Here is a 20,773-nt window from a genome sequence, read left to right as displayed (position 1 = left end):
ATAAACAAACTTAAAAAGAAATATTTAATGCATTACAAAGAGGTTGATTACAGGGCCAGCAGCCTGAACATGGTCATCAAAGGCCTGAGCAGTTCTATCAAGGAGTTCCAGCGCTTTGGCGAAAAGAACCGATGGTATGACGCACTTTTTTTTATGGAAGATTCAGAGCATATTTTTGGACTTGCATTCATCGCTTTTCAAAATTATATAAATGCCTCGATAAAGGACCTTACGGAACAAGGAGGAAAGCAGCTTCAGCTGGAGCATTACAGGCACGGAGATATCCTGCCTGCTTCAGGCTACACAAATATTGAACTCATAATATGTCTAGCCAATTATATAAAACATAAAGAAGATGATAATGAGGAGTTCCACAATCATACCAAAAGAGTGCTTTCCCAGTTTAATCTCAATACGGATAAACAATGCGACATTACAGAGTCCGCCGTCTTTAGGGGGCTGGATCTCCTTGATGAGAACTGGGACCTAATTGCTATAAAAGATTCAGTTCTCAGATGGAGAAAATCAGCCGCCGCCCATATACTCGGCGCAAGCGATTCCGGATTATAAAAATTCGATTTGTTAAAAAGATGTTGCTATCTGCCATGTAAAAAGCAAAAACTAGAAAAACCAAATCAATCCATTTTATTTCGCAATGTGCGTTCTGTTTTTAAAGCAGATCCATCAAAGTCATTTCTACGATTATACTGTTGTAGTTTCCGTGGGCAATAACCTCTTTGACTGTCACCAGATAATCGGCATCATTAATGTCGATTTCAGCTGAAATGACCTTGCTGTACTCTGCAGGCACGCGTCCAATGCGATGCCCTTTGTATAATAAATAGATGGCATATGGATTATTCTTGCCTCGTACCCTCCTATATTCAAGAACGGCACCTTCTTGAACCCTACGGGAGCTTATGCGATAACCAATAAATTCCGAGGTTGCTTCCACTGTAAAAGAAAATACATCGGGAAGAGCGTTGAAACGGTGAGGCGTAAGTTTTCTGCTTATGCTGATAATATTTTCCCTATCAAATACTGAAAGCTCCAAACTATTGATTCTGCCAGTACTCAAATTTGAAAGCCATTTTATAAAATCAGGACCTGTTCGTCCGGATGCCAGTTCGGTAAGCACAACGACCGCATCCCTGTTCTTAATTCCAAGCGATCTGGCCAAGCATCCTGCTGAATCAGGAAGTCCATATTTCAGGTAGGATGATAAGTTGGCAATATTATACGGTACATCATCCCTTTCAATTCCGAGCCTGTAAATCATAATGTTGGTAAAGGCAGTAAATGCCCATGGATACAGATAATAAAGACCTTTTGAAAGAAACAGATGGAAACTCTCTATGCTTTTATTCTTTTTCCACTGTTCGATAATTTCTTCGAGAGGCTCGCCCGAAATCCACATTTCTATGATTGGATAATGCATCTCGACAGTAAGACCGATATTTGTCAGCTTGCGATCATCCAGTTCCTCTAATTCTGCATCAAGCAAAAACTCAAAAACAAGCCTGCAGAAATCAAAATGATTGTCATCTTCCAAATAGCCGTTCAGTTCTTCCAGATGCTTGATGATAAAGTCATCTATTATGATATTGCTGTCGTAAGTAAAACCGGACTGCTTATATATTTCAGCATCAGAGACGTCAAGATTTTCCTCAAATTTCTTAAAAGTACTGCGGAAAGACCTTTTTATCAGTTCAAGGTCATCCTCATCAAGCTGGAATTTGAAAAGGCTGTTTTCTATAATATCGTTTATGATTTCTTCATAATCAGTCCCAATGATTTCCTCGGTAAACATTTCCATCAGAAATGTTTCAGATAAAATTGACAAGTGCCTGTCACGAACCATGCGGCTAATTCTCCTGCGGTTATATGTATTAATGACTTTAGAGAATAGGCTGTCTGCTTCCTCCAGATTATCCCTATTGGTGAATTCTTTATAATTATTCAGGTCAATAGGGGTATTTATTACAAAAATTATTTTTCCTTCTGTTTCTTTGCCAGCGCGTCCAGCTCTTCCGACAATATTCCAAAAGTCCCTCTTTGAAATCAATATCTGTCCCTGGTCGCTATGTCCAATCGCCAGATTGTAAAAAATCAAGTTCTTAATTGGAAAATTAAGGCCCTGTCCGACCGTATTGCTCGAAAGCAGCACTCTTAATCTGCCTGTACGGTAATCATGCTCTACAGAATTCCTTACCTGTTCAGGCATATCTCCGAAATGAATTCCAATACCATGCCTGATAGACTGCGTTATGGGATCGTCTTCTCCATACCACATTTTTGCGTAATAAAAAGATTCTTTGTCCTCATCGGCCTCAAACCATTCCGGCAGATCGATGTCAATACCCTGTAAGATCTTCAATAGATGTTTTGCAATGGTCAGGGTAAGTCTAGGCTGTCCGCAGAACACCAGTGTATTGCCTTCGAGAGACATTCTGTAGGCCAGAGCTGCAGTAGTTGCAGGCTTAGTTCTTCCAGAAGGAAACTTTCCTCCAATTTCTTTTTGGATGAGGTAATTTGGTACAAATGAGTTCCCGATTGCAGCGAGCGTTTCAGTTTCTTCAAAATTTTTAAATCCGATCTGGCTCCCCCCTTTCGTCCAGGTGAAGCTGCCGATCAATTTACGTGTAGGTTCCCATTCTTCAGTTACGGGACTGTCCGGAAACTGAAGAGACCGCAGCACGTTCTCCTGCTCGCCGCTAAGCCACTGCGCATATTGGTCTGCATTTTTTGGAGGCATAACTGCCGAAATGAACAAGAATGCTATTTCAGGAAATTTAATTTTCAATCGTATGATCAAAAATTCCAGCAAAGCTGCTCTTGTGCTCACTTCGCCGATAATGTGGCCTTCATCCACAACCATTAGGGAAATGCCTTTAAAGAGTTCGGGATTTATTCGAACGAGCATATCGATTTTTTCGGGAGTAGCTATCAGGACATCTGTCTGGGAGATTATTACATCCTGGAAGCTGTCCACTTCATAGCTCCCGGAAAGGGCGGAGACTGAGTAGCCGAGCTTGGAAAAGTATCTTGCAAGCTCAATCTCTTTTTCGCTTGTAAGCGCCCTGAAGGGTGCCACATAAATGCATTTCTTGTCAGGAAACTCAGTAAGGTTTTTTAAAATGGAAAGTTCAGCAATGAAAGTTTTGCCGGCGCTGGTGGGCATTTGAACGACAAAGTTTTCATTTCTTTCAAGAAGCCCTTGCTCGATTGCCCTATGCTGGGAAGTCCAGAGTTCAAATACTGATCTGCGGTTCTCGATATTTTTTATAGAATTACTGTCATAATAATCATGCGCTAAAAGTTTTACATATTTCCTCCAAACTTTGCTCTCGGCAATATGCCCGTTTCTTTTGAGCGCGTTCCATATTGATTTGTTCTCAAAAACTGTAATGCGTATCTTTAAAAGAAAAAGAAGATGCGAGATAAAAATATTGTGCCTGTTTAGATAATATCGGTAGACTCTCTCAAACGCTTCTTCATATCCTGCCTCTTCAGAAAGCTTGAAAATAGCATCACACCATTTTGACAAAGCATCATTAAAAAGCGTAATGCCGAGATCATCCGTAGCCTGGATATTGGCCTTGGCCTCGGGTATTTTTTTTAAAAGAATACAGGTTATCTGCCTAACGATGTAGCTTTCGGAATCAGTGCTTGTTTTGGATCTTTCGTCATCAAATATGAATTCACCAATCTGCTGCGCAATACAATAGGCATTTGCCTGATATCCGGACAGGTCATAGCACAATGCAGAGAGAAGAAGGACAGAGTCCTTATCATAAAGCTCTGCTAATTCTTTGAGTTCGCTTAGATATTCAAAGATTTCCGCGCTGGATTTCAACCCTGTAGTAATTATTCTTGTGTCGCCGTCCTGCTCCAGCAGATATGCGCAGCTGCTTGAAAGCAATACTGCACGGTTCCACAAATAATCAATCTGGAACGATCTTGTAAAGGATGCATTAAGGCGCCAGGCGAAAATCTGGTTCTTGTAGCTGGCAAGGGTAGTGTCTTTCAAGACATTCCTAACTTCGCTGTCAATAAACTGGGTGTATTCCTGTCTAGTCATTTTATTTTTTTATCATGTCCACTAAACGCTGTTCAATATCCTGCCATGTTTCATCAATAATTTTCTGCAGATCTTTAATAATAATTACGGTTACGCGCAAAGGGGCAAGCTGCGGTGGAAGGTTGTGAAGCTCATCAAAAATTGTGTCAGTGTAATTGTTCTCTTCCACAATAAAAAACAATTCAAAATTTCTGTTGTAAGCTGAAGGATTCTTAACGATGTCTTTAAATTTTGCGGCAGATGCATAGTCGTTCTGCTCGACATAATACCTCATAAGAAAGTCAGCCAGCATTTCATTGGGCATATTGTTTTCTTTTGCAAGGCTATTGTGGGCAATGATTGAGATATAGTTGCGATTGGGTTGTTTACCTTCTTTTTGATGCGAGGCAACCCTGGTCTTTATTTCATAATAATGTATATCTGTTATCGGATCTCCCAGATTAAAGGCGATCAAGTCTGTGCCAAATACGGATTTGTTCTTATTTATTTTCCATCGCAGCTTGTGGATCGGTATGCTAAGTTTTTGAATATTTGCCACGATCAGTCCTGCCACGATTTCTCCCCAGTCCCCCTGCCTTACAATGCGGTCAATGATGCCGGCATTTTCCGGTATTACATAATCTGTAACATATTTTTTAATTTCGTCCTCAGTTGATTCGCTCAGATGAAACTTAAGCGCCTCGATTGAGCGATATGATAAGAGAACCTTCTCTTTCAGATCTTCAAGAAATGCCGCATCCACTTTTTTATTTTGGGTAACATAGAAAAATTGAAAACAGAAGTCTTTTCTGTCCTGAGTGTAGTCAAAGTAATGCTCAATCATAATTAGAATTGGATTAGGGGACTAAATTAAGCAAAGAGGCATAAAGAAAACTACAGTAGAAATACGTGTTTGCATCCGCAAAAAACTGCCTGTTTTCCCAGCTTAAATTATTCTAAAGCGCAAAGTAGAAAATGTTTTGAAAAGTATTCTACGGGTTTCCGTAAAGCATAAGAAAATCGTCCCACAATTTCTGTCACTAACTTTGGAATAGGTATTTAAATATTTTATAATTTCAAGCATTAAAAAAACATTTAAATGGAGAGCATTGGAAATCCTGTGGAGACCACATGAAAGAAAATTGAAATCCCGCATGACACTCTTGACCCGTCTGACTGATGTGCCTGATTTTTTTTGGCATGGGCTGAAAAATATTACCATGGAGAGCAGGACGAAAATACCCTAGAAATTATAAAATGCCCCAGCAGCTAACAGCAATTTTTGTTTTTTCTTCTGCTGAGAAACAAATCTATTTTAAAGGCTATTTTTCTTTTTTGAGCACCAGCGATGAAAGCGACGGGCTTTTGATTATCCTTTCCATCTCGCTGTGGATTATTTCCTGAATCTCAATTTTGATCTGCAGATAATTTTTTTGGATGATAACATTATCAATTGTCCGTATGAGTGGAATTTCTTTATAATTATCCGTTTCTTTTTTGATCTTTTCATGGTCGTTGATAATCTCGCAGTGAAAAGTTTTAAGTTCAATTCTGCAGTCTGGGTTATCGGCTGTCATCCCTACAAATTCCCCCGAGCTCAGTGAAGAAATCTTCGAGGGCGGCACTGCGGATTCCAATTGTCTTGAACGACTGATGGAAGTGTCACTGCTGTTGATAGATAGACTTTCACGATCCTGCATTATCTTTCCGAAACGCTCCGAGAGCTGTTTTGCCGTATCCCCGCTAACCTGTCCTGAAACAATATTCCCCACTATGTTAACAATTACATCAGCCTGTTCCCGTCCGTAGTCCTTGCGAAGCTGGCTGAAGTCCTGAATCCCCAGACAGGTGCTCACCCTGTTGCTTCTAGCCGTTGCAATCAAGCTGTCAATATTGTTGAGATAGATAGTGGGGAACTCGTCAAAAATAAGGCTGCTTTTGAGTTTTCCCTTCTGGTTTACCTGTTTGATGAGACGGCTGACAAAAAGGGAAAGCACTGCCCCATATGTCTGTATTTTCTGCGGATTGTTTCCCATTGAAACAATTTTCGGATCAGATGGATTATTAATATCGAGGGTAAAATCACTGCCCGAAAGCACATAATAAAGCTGGGGCGAAGAGAGTTTAGCCAGCGAGATTTTAGCCGAAGCAATCTGCCCCTCCAGCTGGTCGACTGCCTCGTTCAGGAACGCACTTACAAAGGGATTGATAAGCACTTCGATCTCTTTTTCGGTTCTCAGAAGAGTGAAAAGGCTTTCGTAATCGGTCTGGATCATTTCAATGACATGGGGCAGGGTGCAGTACTCGCCATCGCTGTATTTTCTAAGGTACCAGATGACCGCCGTCAGGAAATTTATAGGAGATTCCACAAAGAAATCGCCCTGTTTTTTGATCCATTCCCGATTGAGCCCCATAAGGATAGTGCGTGCTGATTCAGCAGCATCGGTAATGACGGTCATTGCCGCTGGGTCCAGAGGATTGCACCTGTGGGTTCTAGATAGGTCATCGAAATTTATGATGTAAAATTTGGGCTCCACGGCATAAAGATGACGGAATTTCAGCCAGGCATTATAAGCAATAATAGTGAGGTCGTCGAACTTAAAATCATAGATGAACATGGAAAAACCTTTAGCGATATGCTGGGTGATTACATGGCGGATTACGAAGTATGATTTTCCAGATCCGGGAGTTCCGGGAACCATAATCCCGCGGAAGGGATTTATGATGTTAATCCAGCTGCTACGCACTTTGTCTTTGAGGTGATAGCGTGCGGGAAGGTTAACGGAATATTCGTTTTCAATAAGCCTTTCCTCCTGAGGGAAAGTTTCGTTTTCCTTATTAAAAATATCTGCTGAACTAAGCTTTCTGCGGATAATGCGGGAGAGCAGGGTGCCCCCGGAAAGCGTCATTAAATAGCCAAAAGAACACAGTGATACATATATTGCGGAACATACTTCCGCATCCGCAAATATTACAAAAGACAGATAGGATCCAAAGTAAAACATCAGCCCCGTTGAGATATAATAAAAAGCAGTTCTAAAATGGAGCTTTTCATCTTTTTTTCCTCTGGCACCCATAAGGGAAATAACCAAGAGTCCAAGTGCAAAAAGCTTTGATTTATGGAAGCTGTCCAGAAGCCCAGTACGATAAATATTCTCCAGTATCCTGTAGGCAAAATCCGGTGCAAGATTCCAATGCCTGAATGAATGGAAGCAATAATAATAAAAATGGATGAGCAGTACTGCGATGCTCATCAGTCTAGTCATATCTAAAATTTTTCTAAGCGCCTGTTCATTTTCTCCCGTCTGCATGCTGTTGATTTTTATGTATTAATTATTATCGGACTGTCCTTTTCTCTTTCTTTTTTTTCGTTTTTTCTTAAGCTGTTTGGGAACGGAATCTGATGGCGTTCCAGCATAAAGCACGTCATCAATTATCCGCTGCACTTCAGCTGCGGAAATAAAAGGGTCCTGCTTATGTGCGGTGCCATCAGGAACTGTATTATACTGCTTCTCAGAATGGGACGAATGGCCCAGACGCTGCAGGAGCCCTTTGGCTGCATATTCAGGTCCGAGACTGCTTCCGTTGAAAACGCATCTGGTGTTATGATCGATGTAGGTCATGCCGTATATTAGCCCCTGTTCATTCTTTCTGACAACTGCCGTGATGCCCTGCTTCGCCAGCCGCGTTTCAAGCTGCGAGAGCGTAATTGATGGGTATTTCAACAGCAGCAGATCAACCGCATTTCGTGTTCTTTTCATAAATATCGCACGCGCAGTTTTAGCTGCAGCAAAATTAATTTCAAGCCGAGAAAGGGTAGGCTTGGAATAAAAACTGCTGGCTTTTATAGGAACCCCGACAGTCTTTTTGTTATCATCCAGAATCTGGTAGATCAGCCCTTTATTCTGAAACATTTTTGAATTTTCCTTTCCCCTTTCCGCCCTCACGTTATAGAGGTTCAATACTGCGTTCAGCTCACCCAGCGTTGTGTATTTGTAGTGCGGAATAACTGCATTGAGTACACTTCCGATGGCTCTCTTTGAATCTATTGCCCCATATTTTATTTTTTCCGCATCAATGGCATTAATAAGCGCAGGACTCTGTTTTTTTCTCGAGTCCGCCCGAACCAGATTAAAAGAAATCTCCAATTCCTTCCGCGCCGTTTCGGACTGGTTTCTTCCAATATTGTGCATGTTAATCCCGGATCCGTCTGCCCGCACATTTATGGATGCGATATGCAGGTGCGGATGTCCCGCATCGTGGTGCTGGTAGACCAGATAAGGCTGTGCGCCGAATCCAATTTTCTCCATATAAGAAGAGGCAATCTCCATGAGTTTTTCTTTTGATAAATCCTTGTCCGAACGGTCGAAATTCAGCGAGATGTGCACTGCGCTGCGCTTGACATTTTCATTGAGCTGGAGCTGTCTTAGAAATACGCTGAGCTTAAAAGATTCTGACATTTTTTCAATATCGATGGGATAATTTCCCTCGCCGATGCACACAGCTGCACCCTGGGAAACTTTATTCTCATTGTACATGAAGATGCCTCTAATGGAGTGTCCTGTGTTTATGACTGCAACCATTTTTGGGCAAGAATTTCAATGTGTTTTTTTATTTCTTCAACCAGTGAAAAATATTTTTTCCTGTCGGAATCAAAAGCCAGAATCCAAATTCTGAAATCTGATATTTCAAAAAGGGTATGGAGTTTTTTAACGCTCTGATTGAAATTATTTCCCATGAAATTCAGCTGTGTTCTGAGCTGGATAAGCTCCTGCAGCAGTTTATCCAGCGACTCGTTTCTGTACTTCATAACAATAGGTTTTCGCAGCAGATTTCTGCGCACGAAATCACTTCGTTTGCGGCAGGCTGAAGCTTTAAAATTTCTGTCTATCTGCTCGAATTCTTCTTTGGTCAGCCGGATGTGAAGCCATCTGTTTCTGCCGCTGTTTTTTTCTTCCATGATCTTTTCTTTTTCATTGTTTCAATTTCATTCAATCTTAAAGTTTCACTGCCAGCGAGTTCCGAGCAGAGGGGCAGCAAGATTTTTGGTTGTGATACAACCAGACATCTTGCTGACTGCAGAAAACCGCAGTCCGAAAGCTTCGAAAAGGCATTTTCAGCTTTTTCCAATCAGTTTATTAGTGCCTGTCATGCCTATCAAATCTAAAGGAAGACGAATTCAAAACCTCCCTTGAAATTCCAAAAAATGATAATGAACGAGTACGGAATAACTAACTGAGAGCTAAATTAGAAAAGGCAGACATGCCCTGCAATCCTCCCCAAATTTTGAGTAGGGTAAATAGGGGGGATACTTTATAATTTTACGGTGAGCGAAGTATTAATTTTTAAATGATAAATTATGATTACAGCAAATGATGCGGCCAAGGTTTTTGATACAGTGCTGAGTATCCCTGGCATGAATGAGACAGTGAAGATGGATCTGAAAATTTCACGAAAAAATGTGCTGCTTTTAAGCCATCTGATACAGGATGGGCTGAAAATCCGGGAGGGGTCATCGGTTCTTCTGGAGAGCATAAGCGAGCAGGGAAAGACAGAACTGGAGAGTCTCTCAGAGGAGTGCCTTCAGAAAGTAGGACTTATAGAACTGCATGAAAAACTTGCCGGAATCAGCGCCTCGATAAAAGGCTGATTTCTAAAACGACCATTATGATTAATGCCTGCATGATTCTTACAAAGTGCAGGCTTTTTTTTGATGTCCGTTAAAATATAAAACTGCTTGATTTTCAAAGTTTTTGGCTTGATTTTTAAAGTATTTATGCGAAATTTCGTATCTATATTTGCAATAGACATTCAGGTAATGAAATGTGATTTTTTTAATAACAGTATGATTTATAAAACTTTTAAGAACATGAATTCAAGAAGCCGTTTTAAAAATTATTTCATTGAGGCAGTAAGTCTTTTTTATATATTGCTGTTTGTTTATGCCGCAATCAGTAAGGTATTGGAATTTGAAAATTTTCAGGCACAGCTGGGGCAGTCTTCGATAATAGGTGCTTATGCAGGCATTGTATCCTACAGCATAATTACTATCGAACTTGCTGTATCACTTATGCTGGTGATTCCCAGTTTTAAATTAAAAGGTCTGTACATAACATTCATTTTAATGTCTCTTTTTACCGTCTACATTTTTATCATTTTGAATTTCACTTCCAACATTCCCTGCTCATGCGGAGGGATACTGGAAAATATGACATGGAAAGCACATCTGATTTTTAATATTATTTCACTTATCCTTGCCGGCCTGGCAATATTGTTTTTTGATGGGGCAGGCAGAAGAACAAAACTAAATCTGGGGGCAATCTTTTTATCAGCTGTTTTTACACTTGTAATGCTGAATATATCGTCGCAGTATCTGATACAAAAGGAAAATCCTTTTATAAGGAAATATGTTCATATGTCCTGCAATAAAGCTTCAGCCACAGTCTTGTATAGTAAGAATCTGTACTTTGCCGGCAGCGATAAAAGGACAATATATCTGGCAGACCGCCTTGCCCCTCTCTATATAACCGCTTATGATACTGCCCTTAAGATTAGGAAAAATTTTAAGATAGAACTGAAGGATGATAAATATCCATTTCGATCTGTACAGGTGAAAATAGCACCGCCATATTTTTTTCTTCTTGACGGTACAGTGCCTATAATCTACAGAGGTAAAATCTCCAATTGGAAAGCAGAGGTTCTGATGAAAGAAAGCGGGTATTATTTTTCAAATGCTGCAGTGATTGATTCTGTCCATATCGCATTTAGAACTCAGGGCGAAAAGTCTGGAGAAAATATACTGGGAATATTTTCTTTTAAAAACGGCCTTCAAAGCAGCATTAAAGACAATCTTCTTGAAAAGCAGATTGACGGTTTTTTTGACACGGACGGAATGATGAATTACAGTGTGGAAAGTAAAATTTTTACCTATCTGTATTATTACCGCAATGAATTTATTGTTACTGATGACCAGCTGCAGTTAAAGTTCAGGGGTAATACTATTGATACCAATAAAACAGCCAAATTAAAGCCTGTATTCATTAAAGAAATGGGAAGGAGAAAATTAGCTTCACCTGATTATGTGGTCAACAGGCTGAGTACTGTGAGAAAGAACCAATTATTTGTCAATTCGACACTTCCTGGAAGATATGAGGACAAGCAGATGTGGAAGACCACTTCGATAATAGACGTGTATGATCTCTCAACAAAATCATACATTTCAAGTGTTTACATTTATAATGCTAATGACGGCAGAATGAGAGATATGCTGGTACTTGATAATAATGTTTATGTGATTGCCGGTACGGAGCTCAGCAGGTATGCACTTCAAAGGAATTTAAAAATAAAATTATAATAATTTATCGGGCCGATAGCAGGACTAACGATTGAAAACCTGTATAAAAGAGTAGATCAAACCTAAATTATTTTATTATGAACACAATTGTAAAAATGATTCTGCCGGCAGCAGTATTTGTACTTGCCAGCGCAGGTGCTGTAGGCACTAAGGCAGAGAGAGACAATGCTTCAAAAAAAGCATTAACAACAGAGTGGATCCAGATCAATAATTCTCCAAACCAGTGTGAGGAGAGAGAGGTCAACTGTACTCCTGATAATATTGCGCCTATCTGTACTGCAGATAGTGACAACAAGCAGGTTTTCCGTAAAAATGCTGCTGGACAATGTAGCGTCCAGCTTTATAAATTAGATGATAATTAACTCTAAAAAAGTATGCGGCTTTATGTTAATAAGGCCGCATATTTATTAAGGGTTAAGATTACTTTTTTTTTCATCAGTAGATGTTATCCATTCTTTTGGATATTCATCTTTTAAGTAATAATCAAACCATTCCATTATCTTATTGTTTAGATCTTCCTGCGGATTTTTAGAGAGTAGTGTATGGCCTTCATTTGGATACTGCAGCATGACACTTTTCTTATTGAGTCTTCTAAGCGCAAGAAAAAAAGCTGTAGATTGTTCGGGTTTAACATTATTATCATTTTTACCAGTCCATATAAGAATCGGCGTGTTTACTTTATTTGCATTGAAGACGGGCGAATTTCTCAAATAGGATTCCTTATCTTCGTAGAAAGATCCTTTCATTCTGTACTGCTGATTTTCAAATCTCCAGATTTCTGCATTATTAAATTCACTATTGACTGTAAGATAACCTCTGATATTATCCGATACTCCTGCGCCGCTAACTGCAGCTGCAAACATAGTGCTATTCGTAATTATAAAATCGACCTCGTAGCCGCCGAAGGAATGACCCATAATTCCAACTCGAAAAGAATCTACAAGTCCTTTTTCAATCACTTCTTTTACAGCACTTTCAACGCATTGAGTCGTAGATATCCCCGTATTTCCTCTTTCATAATAGATGTCCGGCATAAGAACAAAATAACCGTTCGAAGTAAGGTGAGCAATATTAAAACCATTTGTACTGCGGCTGCTTGGAGTTATATAATGATGCACTTTGTGGGAAAGTTTCTCATAGATGTAAACTACCATTGGATATTTCTTTTTAGGATTATATCCGGCAGGATAGAATAAGGCTCCACTGCTGGTATTATTTTGATAATCTTTGTAGTGAATCATCTCGGAATGTCCCCAATAAAAACTTTTCTGCTGCGGGTTGGTCTGGGCAATGGTTTTTAATTTTGATTCTTTTTCATATTTTAAAACAAGGGTTGGAGATTTATCAAAGTTTTCAGATTCAAAACAATATATATCCCGTTTAGCGGCCTTACGGATATTTGAAATTCTGGCATCGGCAAAAATTAAAGGCTGCAGGCCTTTTTCATGATCAAGGACAGAGTATCCTGATGCTCCGTTCATGGTATCGAATACCTCTACTATTTTTTTTGCATTTATATTAATATCCAGGCTTTTTACACTTGAATAATTTGATCTTTTTCTTTCTTTCTGCAAGGATGCAAACCTGAAGCGAATTCGTTTTTCTTTTCCATTGGTCAGTCTTATTGGAGGATTTCCATTTATAAAAAACTGCCAGATATCGTATTTATCATAGAATAAAATTGACCTGCCGTCGGAAGACCAGGCATAAAACTCGAATGAAACTTTTTTTCGGTTGAGAGGGTCTTCCAAATCTTCGGAAGAGTAGCTGGAATTAAGAGTTAAATTGCTGCTTTTCTTTTTATTGATATCATATAGATGCCATGAATCATTCTTATAATAACAGATATAACTGCCGTTCGGAGAAAACTGCATGTAGCGTATATGTCCAGACTGATTACTGACGATCAGGTCTTTTTCATTAGTGGAAATATTGACTAAATAATAGTCCATTGGCGCAAAAAGATCGTATTGGGGTTCATATTGAAGCACGTCAGCTACCATTGCATAATTTTGATTTCCGGTTAGAGCTGCCCATGAATATTTCTCACTGCTGAGCGGATGAGCCAATTTTATTTTAGGGTACCAGACTGCCAGAAAAGGTTTGTTGTAACTTTGCGCGAGGACTGTGTTTGGATAAAGGTACTTATCATCATTTTTCCATAATTCAACAACTGGATTTTGCATTATGGTGTGAACGGAATTTTTATAAGCGAAAAAGACAGAGCGGTTATCATCTGATATTTTCAAGGGTACGCTGCTGTCAATAGTAATAATTTTATTATCGAAAGAGTCAGCTGGAAGATCTTTTAAAACAGATACACTTCCTGAAGGGAGCTGATAGTAATACAAATGTGTGGACAAACTATCCTGTGTGTAAAAAGCAGCTGTACTGCCATCCTCAGACAAGGTAAGGCTTTTAATATCAGAATGGATATTTTGAATTACATCCCGAATGCTAATTTTTTGTTTCAAATTGACAAGACCTGCATTTTGACTGCCGCTTTGCGCAGTAGAATATAAAAGCGCATTTCCTGAATTATTGATTGCGTATTGTGTTACATTTTCTATCCTCTGGACCAGCTTTCCGTTTTTTTTCCGAATGGTTAGGTTCATTGAGCTATCGTCATTGGATTCTAGACTTATTAGGAATCGGCCGTCACCAGAAAAATCAAATTTCTTTACCCTTTTAATTAAAATTGAATTTCCTGAAATCAGATTCACAAGATGAAGATTTTCCTTTTGGTCAAGACATGCGAATATATCTTCAGAGGCGAATTGCCCATTTAGAGCTCCTGCAATTTCATATTTTGCACTTGTATAAGTACTTTTTACAAAAAGGGTATCCAGTCGGGATTCGTATCGAAGCGCATAGCTTATCCAACGCCCGTTTTCTGATATCTTATCAGTTTCAAGCCGGCACCATAAATTATAGTCATCTTTTGTGAGCTGTCTTTGGATTAGATCCTGTCCCGAAGCGGGACAGGCTACTAATCCAAGTATGAGTACAGCAAAAAATCTGTACACAAGTTGTATATGCTGTTTCATTGTATAGTTTTAATATCCAGGATTCTGAGGTTTTAAAAAAGGGTTTGCCAAAAGTTCCTTCTCGGGAATCGGCCATAAATTATCAGTGCTTTCCCAGCCGGGTTTTACCGCTTCCAGTACTGAATCAAGCTGGTTGGTTCTTTTAAGATCAAAGAAACGCTGGCCATATTCGCAGAAAAACTCAGATCTTCTTTCTTTTTGGACTGCATTTACAATTTCATCGGCAGTAATTGCAGGAGTGTCGGAAAGTCCTGCATTGTGACGTATTTTATTGAGGTCTTCTTTTGCTCCTATTAGGTCTCCCTGCATGGCTCTTGCTTCTGATCGTATCAGATATTGTTCTGCAATTCTCAATACAATGGAGTATTCAACGCTTGTCCCAGTATTTGCATTCTGTTTATATTTATAAGCATGGTACCAGACTCCTGATGGATTGCTGATCGATCTAATCCAATTGGTTCTTCGCAGATCTCCATTCTCAAATGAATTAACAAGGCTGTTGCTTAATGCTCGGGTGGAGGGAGGACCGGAATTAAAAATGAATGAGGCACCTTCATCTGCATTGTTTCCGGCTCTTTTTGGCATAAACTGCCAAATTGTAGTGGTACTGCCTTTGAGAAATATGCGGTTAAGGCTGCCCTCCCAAACGTAAATCGGATTATTGAGCACTGCTGAAGCGGCATTGGAAGCCTCCGCCCATTTCCCTTGATAAAGAAAAGTTCTGGCAAGTACGGCATAGGCTGCTGATCGATTAGGACGAACCCGTTCGGCAGAAATATATTCCAAAGGAAGTAAACCGACGGCTTTATTGAGATCATTTGCAATATTTTCATATACTTTCTCGGATGGCAATCTGCCCACCTGTCTGTTTATTTCATAATCTGTCCCTGTGATGTACGGGATATCGCCATACATGTTGAGAAGGTAAAGGTGAATAAGTCCGCGTACGAAAAGAGCTTCTCCTTGTAATTTTTTCTTCTCGGCATAAGTCAGGGAAGAAGATTTCTCTGTGCTTTCTATAACCGCATTGCAGCAGTAAATCTGATGATAGCTTTCATTCCAGTAGGTTGATACAATGGCGCTTGTAGGTTCCAGACTATTGGCATAGGGAAGTCCCGGTACGACATCCGAGCCATAATATATCAGTTCATCGGCGTACATTCCAAGGTTGGAGGATATCCCTCCTGAGAGACCGGTGAGGATTCCCGTATCACGCATTTTTGAATAAATATCGGTCATGGCGGCATTAGCTGTTGCCGGGTCTTCAAAAACTTTTGTTCCAGTCAGCTGCGAGTCCGGGAGTTCCACATCCACGAAATTCTCGCAGCCTGTAATCAGGAACGCAAACATGAACAAGGTAAAAAAGGCTATTGATGTGATTAGAATTTTCATGCTGTATGATTTAAAAAGTTAACTGTATTCCTACTGTATAGGTTTTTAGAGGAGGAAGATAGCCTGCTAGCTTAAATTCTGGATCTCCACCTTTGTAAGGGGAGAAAGTAAGCAGGTTTTGTCCCTGAAAATATATTCTGCTTTTTACGTTTTTTGAAAACGAACCCGGAATATCATAAGAAAGCGAAATGCTTTTCAGTCTAATAAATGAGGCATCCTCAAGAGCAGCATCACTGGTTTTGAACCTGGTATAAGCAGTATTCAATACGCTGTTTGTTCCAGTAGTTAATTTTTGATAATCGGCAGGGACATCTGCCGTCTGCCAGAAGTTATCCAAAGATCCCAGCTGGTTTGTGAAGCTGCCCGGCACAGCCGGCAGATAGGCAAAGGCCTGCTGCTTTACGAATTGGAAAAGGAAGTCGACTTGCAGGTTCTTATAGCGTATGTCATTCTGTATGCCACCGAAAAATTTTGGATTTAAATCAACTAAGGACTGCCTGTCGTCAATTGATGTAATCTGCCCGTCATTATTAAAGTCATAAAAGTTGTATGCGCCGTTCTGCGGGTTTATGCCTACATAGTTATAAAGCTTATTAATATTTATGGAATGCCCAATTACATAACGGTTAGCATTGGAGGAACTCTCAAGGCCAGGGTATGAAAGCAGTTTGTTTTTATTGGCTGATATATTGAAAGTTGTAGTCCATTCAAAATTTTTGGACTGCATATTCACAGACCTAAAAGTAAACTCAAGACCTTTATTCTGAACCGACGCATCAAGATTTGCTGTCAGGGAAGTAAAACCTGCAGTTCCGGGGAGCGGAAGTCCGACCAGCTGGTTGGAGGAGGTATTCAGGTAAAGTGCCCCTGTGAGAAAAAGACGATCATTCAATAGTCCTATTTCAAGCGCTGCTTCAAATTTCCTGTTGGTTTCCCACCCAAAGTCTGCATTAAAAAGCCGGCTGGGCTGCAGGCCAGTAATTCCCTGATAAGTGTTTGCTGTTGAGGTGTACGTGTCTATGAACTGATAGTCTCCAATCTGATCATTTCCAGTTGTTCCGTAGCTGAGGCGCAGCTTTCCAAAACTTAAGATACTGCTGTTTTTTAAAAATGCTTCATTTGAGAAAACCCATGCGACGCCGGCTGCCCCAAACGATGCAAACTGTTTTCCCGGTCCAAAACGGCTTGATCCGTCTCTTCTGGCAGTTAAATTTAGTATGTAGCGTCCTTCAAAATTATAATTCACGCGTGCGAACAAAGCCTGATATTTATAAATTGTCTCATCGCTGAGATCGACAACTTTCAGTGTTGCCGATGCAAGATTGTAAATGAGGCTGTTGCTTGAGAAGCCAAAGCCTGATTCAAAGCGCCTGTTGGTATTCTGGCTTTGAAATGTCGAACCTATAAGCGTCTCTACTTTTGCTCTTCCGGCATTAAAGTTCCATGTAATCTGTGGTTCAGCAATCCATGAACTTCGGAGAGTCAGATTAGTGTTTAGTACAGAACTTTTGCTATCAAGACCCAATGAAGGATTGTACATTGTTGAAGGCTGGGTAAGGGTTTCATAATTTCTAAGATCGGTATAGCCAAAATTAGCCTTTGCCACTAAATTTGCAGTAAGATTATAAGATAGTAAAGCATTGGCGGTCAGGTCATTTATTTGGGAGTGAAATTTTGACTCGTAATTGGCAAGCGGATTCTGCCATGTATTATTTTCCCAGTTAAGGTTACCGCTCTGATCAAATAATGCTGGAGCATTAGGTGCAAGCGTTCTGGAAATTCGAGTAAGGTCTGCCGCAGGCTGATAGTTTTTCTGGCTGGTGTACCCTGCTGAAAAATTGAGTCTGAATTTTTCGTCTTCCGAGATGTGGTTGTAGCTAAAATGTACAGTTCCTCTGTTGTATTTGAAATCGTCAGGAAATACGGTCGTCTCGCTTCGTGTATTTCCGCTTAGCAGAAACTGGTTTTTTTCAGATCCGCCGCTTAGGGATGCCTGCAGGTTCAGGATCTGTGCAGTTCCTCCAATGAGTTGTTTCTGCCAGTCAGTGTATCGGTTCTGGTCCCATGTTCCATTTACATCGTAGGCATTGGCAGGATAATTGGTTATTCCGTCATTAGCGAATGCCATGCGTCTCATATCCAGATACTGATCAGTACGCATTAGATCCAGCATTTTTGTGACCTTCCCAATTCCCGTTGAGGAATTTATCACCAGCTTTGTTTTTCCTGCCCGTCCTTTTTTAGTGGAGATTAATACCACACCATTAGCTCCTCTGGAACCGTAAATTGCTGTTGCATCTCCGTCTTTTAAGACTTCAACACTTTCGATATCTGTTGGATTTATCGAATTCAGAGGACTGGTCATTGTCGGTGAGCCTCCGGATGTAAGTGTGGCCCCGAGCGTTTCTGAGGAATAAGGCACGCCATCTATAATATACAGCGGCTGGTTGGCATCAGAGCGCAGGCTGTTCTGTCCTCGGATTTTGATTTGGAAAGCTCCTCCTGGAGAACCGCTGTCCTGGATAATTTCCACACCTGCCATTCTTCCCTGCATTGCTCCGAGAACATTTGGCGAAGACTGCTTCTCGATATCCTTTGATGTGATTTTGGCAATACTTCCGGTGCGTTCGCTTTCCTTAACTGAATAATATCCTGCATTGACCCGAACTTCCTGAAGCGTAGTGGCATCATACTGCATTCGTATATCAATAGTATTTCTTCCATTTACAGAAGCGACGTAAGTCTTAAATCCTATAAAGGATACAATAAGCGTATCCTTCGGAGAAGCTGCAATGGAATAATGCCCATTGTAATCTGTGATTACAACTGTATTTTTATTGCTTTTAAGGGTAATTGTAACTCCTGGCAGAGGAGAAGAACCGTCACTTACAATACCTTGGACCAGATGTTGCTGGTAGGGAGGCATTTTGGAATTTCGAAAATTTCTAGAATAAACGGTGGAAAAAGTCAATAGAAGCCCCGTTAAAATAAGGCAATAAAGCACCTTTCCACCCTTGTAAAATGAAAAATAATTCATAATATTGGGATTGGTTAGTTAAATATGGATTTGATTAGCTAAAAGCTCTCTATGTTAGTTTGGCGACGAAGTAGAGAGCTATTTTAATTCTAAATAATTCGCTTAGATTTATTTCTATATAATATAAGATTTAAGATTATTATTTTTATTAATAGATTCGTTTCTTAAAGCTAAAATCAAATAAAATAATGAAGTGCTGCTATGAATTTATGTGGAGATTTATCGCTTAATAAAGTGACGTGGAACTCGACTTAATGTTTAGAAGGATTTACTGGACTACCTGCGCACAAATAAGTGAGCCCACGCACTTTTAAGCGTAGGCATTTGCACTTATCATCTTGCGCGCTAAAAAAGTGTCCAGTTTTTCTAAGCAAGATTCAAAGCGAATGCTTCAAATATTTTTTATGAAGTATCGCAAAAATATGTATTTCATTACAAATATAACAAAATATTTTATAATGCGCATTTTCGTACGCATTATTTTTTATCTATTAGCTTTCCTTTGTTAGAATGAAGGACGTTAATAAAATAATATGTAATTATATTTATAAGAAATGGATTGAAACTTATAAGTCTCAACGTGCTTTCGGATTGGATCATGGTATTGAAGAAAGTATTGTGAGAAAAATAAAAAATACTGCCCTTAACAAAGAAAACGTAAATTATAATATTCCTGTGAATACTTTGAATAAAATCTGTGAAGCTAAAAATATTAAACTATCCGAGTTTTTTAAATTAATAGAAAACTAATTAGAATTATAATTAAATTGAAGAGATGCATACGCATCTTTTTTTATACAAAAATTTTAGAAATAGTTTTTTTTAATCTGTACAATATAATTTTAGAAAATATGAGAACATTTTTACAAATAATTAGGGAGTTTTGGATTCAAATTTTGTTAAGTTTTAAGTGGGCAGTATACAAAGTATGTGTTGCATCTGATTCGGATAATTTAATTTCAGTTTTTCCAACTAATTTTTCAGCATCAATATTTTTGATTAGTTGGATGTTTGGACAGGTTATAAGAGTAAAGAAACAGCATAAAATTGAAGATGAATTTAATATTGTTAAAAGTGAATTAACATCTTTATTACATAAAATTGAAACTCAAACAAATAATTTAATTGGTTATTCAACTGGGGGGGATAGTCTAGCATATTTTACACCTGTAATTTATGACGATAATAATATTTCATTAGAGCTTATTAATAACGATACATATCCTGTATTTGATTTTACTGGAAATTGGTTGAATCAAGATGAAGAAAATCCAGATAAAGGAATCAAGCCTCACCCGAGATATCCTTTTCATTTTCAAGCGATCTATCCAGGCAAATTATTAAGAAGAGCATTGAATTTTGACATTAGTGGAAAAGAAAGTTTAAGAATTATAATTTCGGCACATACGCGTTCTGGTCGAAGTGTATGGCAGCAATTTAAAATCTTGAGGGTTGGTGATACAATAAAAATTGCTCACTAAATTGAATCTGGAACCTTTAAGGAAATTGAAGTTCCACCAGATTTTCCTAATTATGATCCAGAAAATCTTGAAAGTGTCTTTAAGTAGTTATATTTTTGGTTGTTCTATTAGGCTTTTTTTTGCAATTATTGCGAATTAAGAACAATAAATCCCATTACTAGAAATGGGATTTATGTGAAATTACTTTTTTGATTCCTCAATAGAAACTTTTCTAAACTCTTTTAAAAGTTTCTCAATTTCCAAAGATGATTTACGAGCTCTAGCTCCTGCAGCTTTAACTCCTTTTTCAGCTACTGCTTCAGATTCTGCTTTAAATGTTTCGATTTCAGCGTTGATTTTTGCAACAAGGTCTTTCATTATACAATTTTTTTAAATTAAGTGGGCAAAAGTAAAATTTTGCCA

14 protein-coding genes are annotated in these 20,773 nt (G+C 39.1%); 5 read left to right on the top strand and 9 right to left on the bottom strand.

Annotated features, from left to right (window positions below):
* The first annotated feature begins 27 nt into the window (after positions 1-27).
* The gene (locus I5M07_RS02220; protein WP_200104558.1) at positions 28-570 is read left to right on the top strand and encodes a hypothetical protein; all 543 of its coding nucleotides are present in this window, start codon (positions 28-30) and stop codon (positions 568-570) included.
* A gap of 100 nt (positions 571-670) precedes the next feature.
* Here the strand turns inward: I5M07_RS02220 and I5M07_RS02215 are convergent, their stop codons facing one another.
* The 5 genes from I5M07_RS02215 to I5M07_RS02195 all read right to left on the bottom strand — a co-directional run bounded on the left by I5M07_RS02215 (position 671) and on the right by I5M07_RS02195 (position 9,020).
* The gene (locus tag I5M07_RS02215) at positions 671-4,081 is read right to left on the bottom strand and encodes a DEAD/DEAH box helicase (RefSeq protein ID WP_200104557.1); all 3,411 of its coding nucleotides are present in this window, start codon (positions 4,079-4,081) and stop codon (positions 671-673) included.
* A gap of 1 nt (position 4,082) precedes the next feature.
* Positions 4,083-4,904: a hypothetical protein gene (locus I5M07_RS02210; protein ID WP_200104556.1), complete on the bottom strand. Its 822-nt coding sequence runs from the start codon at positions 4,902-4,904 to the stop codon at positions 4,083-4,085.
* A gap of 478 nt (positions 4,905-5,382) precedes the next feature.
* Complete coding sequence (gene mobC / locus I5M07_RS02205) at positions 5,383-7,371, bottom strand: conjugal transfer protein MobC (RefSeq protein WP_200104555.1); 1,989 nt, start codon at positions 7,369-7,371, stop codon at positions 5,383-5,385.
* Between the two features lie 18 nt (positions 7,372-7,389).
* Positions 7,390-8,643 (bottom strand): relaxase/mobilization nuclease domain-containing protein, encoded by a 1,254-nt coding sequence (locus tag I5M07_RS02200; RefSeq protein ID WP_200104554.1) that lies wholly within the window; start codon positions 8,641-8,643, stop codon positions 7,390-7,392.
* Positions 8,628-9,020 (bottom strand): plasmid mobilization protein, encoded by a 393-nt coding sequence (locus I5M07_RS02195; RefSeq protein WP_200104553.1) that lies wholly within the window; start codon positions 9,018-9,020, stop codon positions 8,628-8,630. Before I5M07_RS02195 ends, I5M07_RS02200 begins: the two co-directional genes overlap by 16 nt.
* Before the next feature lie 399 nt (positions 9,021-9,419).
* On the opposite strand from I5M07_RS02195, the gene I5M07_RS02190 reads away from it, so the two are divergent.
* The 3 genes from I5M07_RS02190 (at position 9,420) to I5M07_RS02180 (ending at position 11,776) form a co-directional block, all read left to right on the top strand.
* The gene (locus tag I5M07_RS02190) at positions 9,420-9,710 is read left to right on the top strand and encodes a hypothetical protein (protein ID WP_200104552.1); all 291 of its coding nucleotides are present in this window, start codon (positions 9,420-9,422) and stop codon (positions 9,708-9,710) included.
* Between the two features lie 219 nt (positions 9,711-9,929).
* Positions 9,930-11,414, top strand: coding sequence for a MauE/DoxX family redox-associated membrane protein (locus tag I5M07_RS02185; RefSeq protein WP_200104551.1), 1,485 nt, complete (start codon positions 9,930-9,932; stop codon positions 11,412-11,414).
* A 77-nt stretch (positions 11,415-11,491) separates the two neighbouring features.
* Positions 11,492-11,776 (top strand): DUF6520 family protein, encoded by a 285-nt coding sequence (locus tag I5M07_RS02180; RefSeq protein WP_200104550.1) that lies wholly within the window; start codon positions 11,492-11,494, stop codon positions 11,774-11,776.
* A gap of 45 nt (positions 11,777-11,821) precedes the next feature.
* Here I5M07_RS02180 and I5M07_RS02175 read toward each other — a convergent pair whose 3' ends face one another.
* From I5M07_RS02175 to I5M07_RS02165, 3 genes are read right to left on the bottom strand one after another with little or no spacing between them, the layout of a single operon-like run.
* On the bottom strand, positions 11,822-14,461 hold the full coding sequence (locus tag I5M07_RS02175) for a S9 family peptidase (protein ID WP_200104549.1): 2,640 nt from the start codon (positions 14,459-14,461) through the stop codon (positions 11,822-11,824).
* Positions 14,462-14,470: 9 nt separating this feature from the next.
* Positions 14,471-15,853, bottom strand: coding sequence for a RagB/SusD family nutrient uptake outer membrane protein (locus tag I5M07_RS02170; protein ID WP_200104548.1), 1,383 nt, complete (start codon positions 15,851-15,853; stop codon positions 14,471-14,473).
* Positions 15,854-15,863: 10 nt separating this feature from the next.
* Positions 15,864-18,890, bottom strand: a complete 3,027-nt coding sequence (locus I5M07_RS02165; RefSeq protein WP_200104547.1) for a SusC/RagA family TonB-linked outer membrane protein — start codon at positions 18,888-18,890, stop codon at positions 15,864-15,866.
* Between the two features lie 851 nt (positions 18,891-19,741).
* Between I5M07_RS02165 and I5M07_RS02160 the strand changes: the two genes are divergently transcribed.
* A complete protein-coding gene (locus I5M07_RS02160; protein WP_200104546.1) occupies positions 19,742-20,371 on the top strand; it encodes a hypothetical protein in 630 nt (209 codons plus the stop codon).
* Positions 20,372-20,551: 180 nt separating this feature from the next.
* Here the strand turns inward: I5M07_RS02160 and I5M07_RS02155 are convergent, their stop codons facing one another.
* Positions 20,552-20,728: a histone H1 gene (locus tag I5M07_RS02155; protein WP_144219336.1), complete on the bottom strand. Its 177-nt coding sequence runs from the start codon at positions 20,726-20,728 to the stop codon at positions 20,552-20,554.
* Positions 20,729-20,773 lie beyond the last annotated feature (45 nt).

This window comes from Flavobacterium agrisoli (assembly GCF_016522065.1).
Lineage (GTDB): Bacteria > Bacteroidota > Bacteroidia > Flavobacteriales > Flavobacteriaceae > Flavobacterium > Flavobacterium agrisoli.
Note: the sequence above shows the minus strand (reverse complement) of the source record. Positions and strands in the feature narration are given on the sequence as shown.

What these genes read in the sequence shown, in the direction of transcription:
- I5M07_RS02220 (WP_200104558.1), top strand. Translation starts at nt 28, where the DNA reads ATGCATTACAAAGAGGTTGATTACAGGGCCAGCAGCCTGAACATGGTC.
- I5M07_RS02215 (WP_200104557.1), bottom strand. Translation starts at nt 4,081, where the DNA reads ATGACTAGACAGGAATACACCCAGTTTATTGACAGCGAAGTTAGGAAT.
- I5M07_RS02210 (WP_200104556.1), bottom strand. Translation starts at nt 4,904, where the DNA reads ATGATTGAGCATTACTTTGACTACACTCAGGACAGAAAAGACTTCTGT.
- mobC (WP_200104555.1), bottom strand. Translation starts at nt 7,371, where the DNA reads ATGCAGACGGGAGAAAATGAACAGGCGCTTAGAAAAATTTTAGATATG.
- I5M07_RS02200 (WP_200104554.1), bottom strand. Translation starts at nt 8,643, where the DNA reads ATGGTTGCAGTCATAAACACAGGACACTCCATTAGAGGCATCTTCATG.
- I5M07_RS02195 (WP_200104553.1), bottom strand. Translation starts at nt 9,020, where the DNA reads ATGGAAGAAAAAAACAGCGGCAGAAACAGATGGCTTCACATCCGGCTG.
- I5M07_RS02190 (WP_200104552.1), top strand. Translation starts at nt 9,420, where the DNA reads ATGATTACAGCAAATGATGCGGCCAAGGTTTTTGATACAGTGCTGAGT.
- I5M07_RS02185 (WP_200104551.1), top strand. Translation starts at nt 9,930, where the DNA reads ATGAATTCAAGAAGCCGTTTTAAAAATTATTTCATTGAGGCAGTAAGT.
- I5M07_RS02180 (WP_200104550.1), top strand. Translation starts at nt 11,492, where the DNA reads ATGAACACAATTGTAAAAATGATTCTGCCGGCAGCAGTATTTGTACTT.
- I5M07_RS02175 (WP_200104549.1), bottom strand. Translation starts at nt 14,461, where the DNA reads ATGAAACAGCATATACAACTTGTGTACAGATTTTTTGCTGTACTCATA.
- I5M07_RS02170 (WP_200104548.1), bottom strand. Translation starts at nt 15,853, where the DNA reads ATGAAAATTCTAATCACATCAATAGCCTTTTTTACCTTGTTCATGTTT.
- I5M07_RS02165 (WP_200104547.1), bottom strand. Translation starts at nt 18,890, where the DNA reads ATGAATTATTTTTCATTTTACAAGGGTGGAAAGGTGCTTTATTGCCTT.
- I5M07_RS02160 (WP_200104546.1), top strand. Translation starts at nt 19,742, where the DNA reads ATGAGAACATTTTTACAAATAATTAGGGAGTTTTGGATTCAAATTTTG.
- I5M07_RS02155 (WP_144219336.1), bottom strand. Translation starts at nt 20,728, where the DNA reads ATGAAAGACCTTGTTGCAAAAATCAACGCTGAAATCGAAACATTTAAA.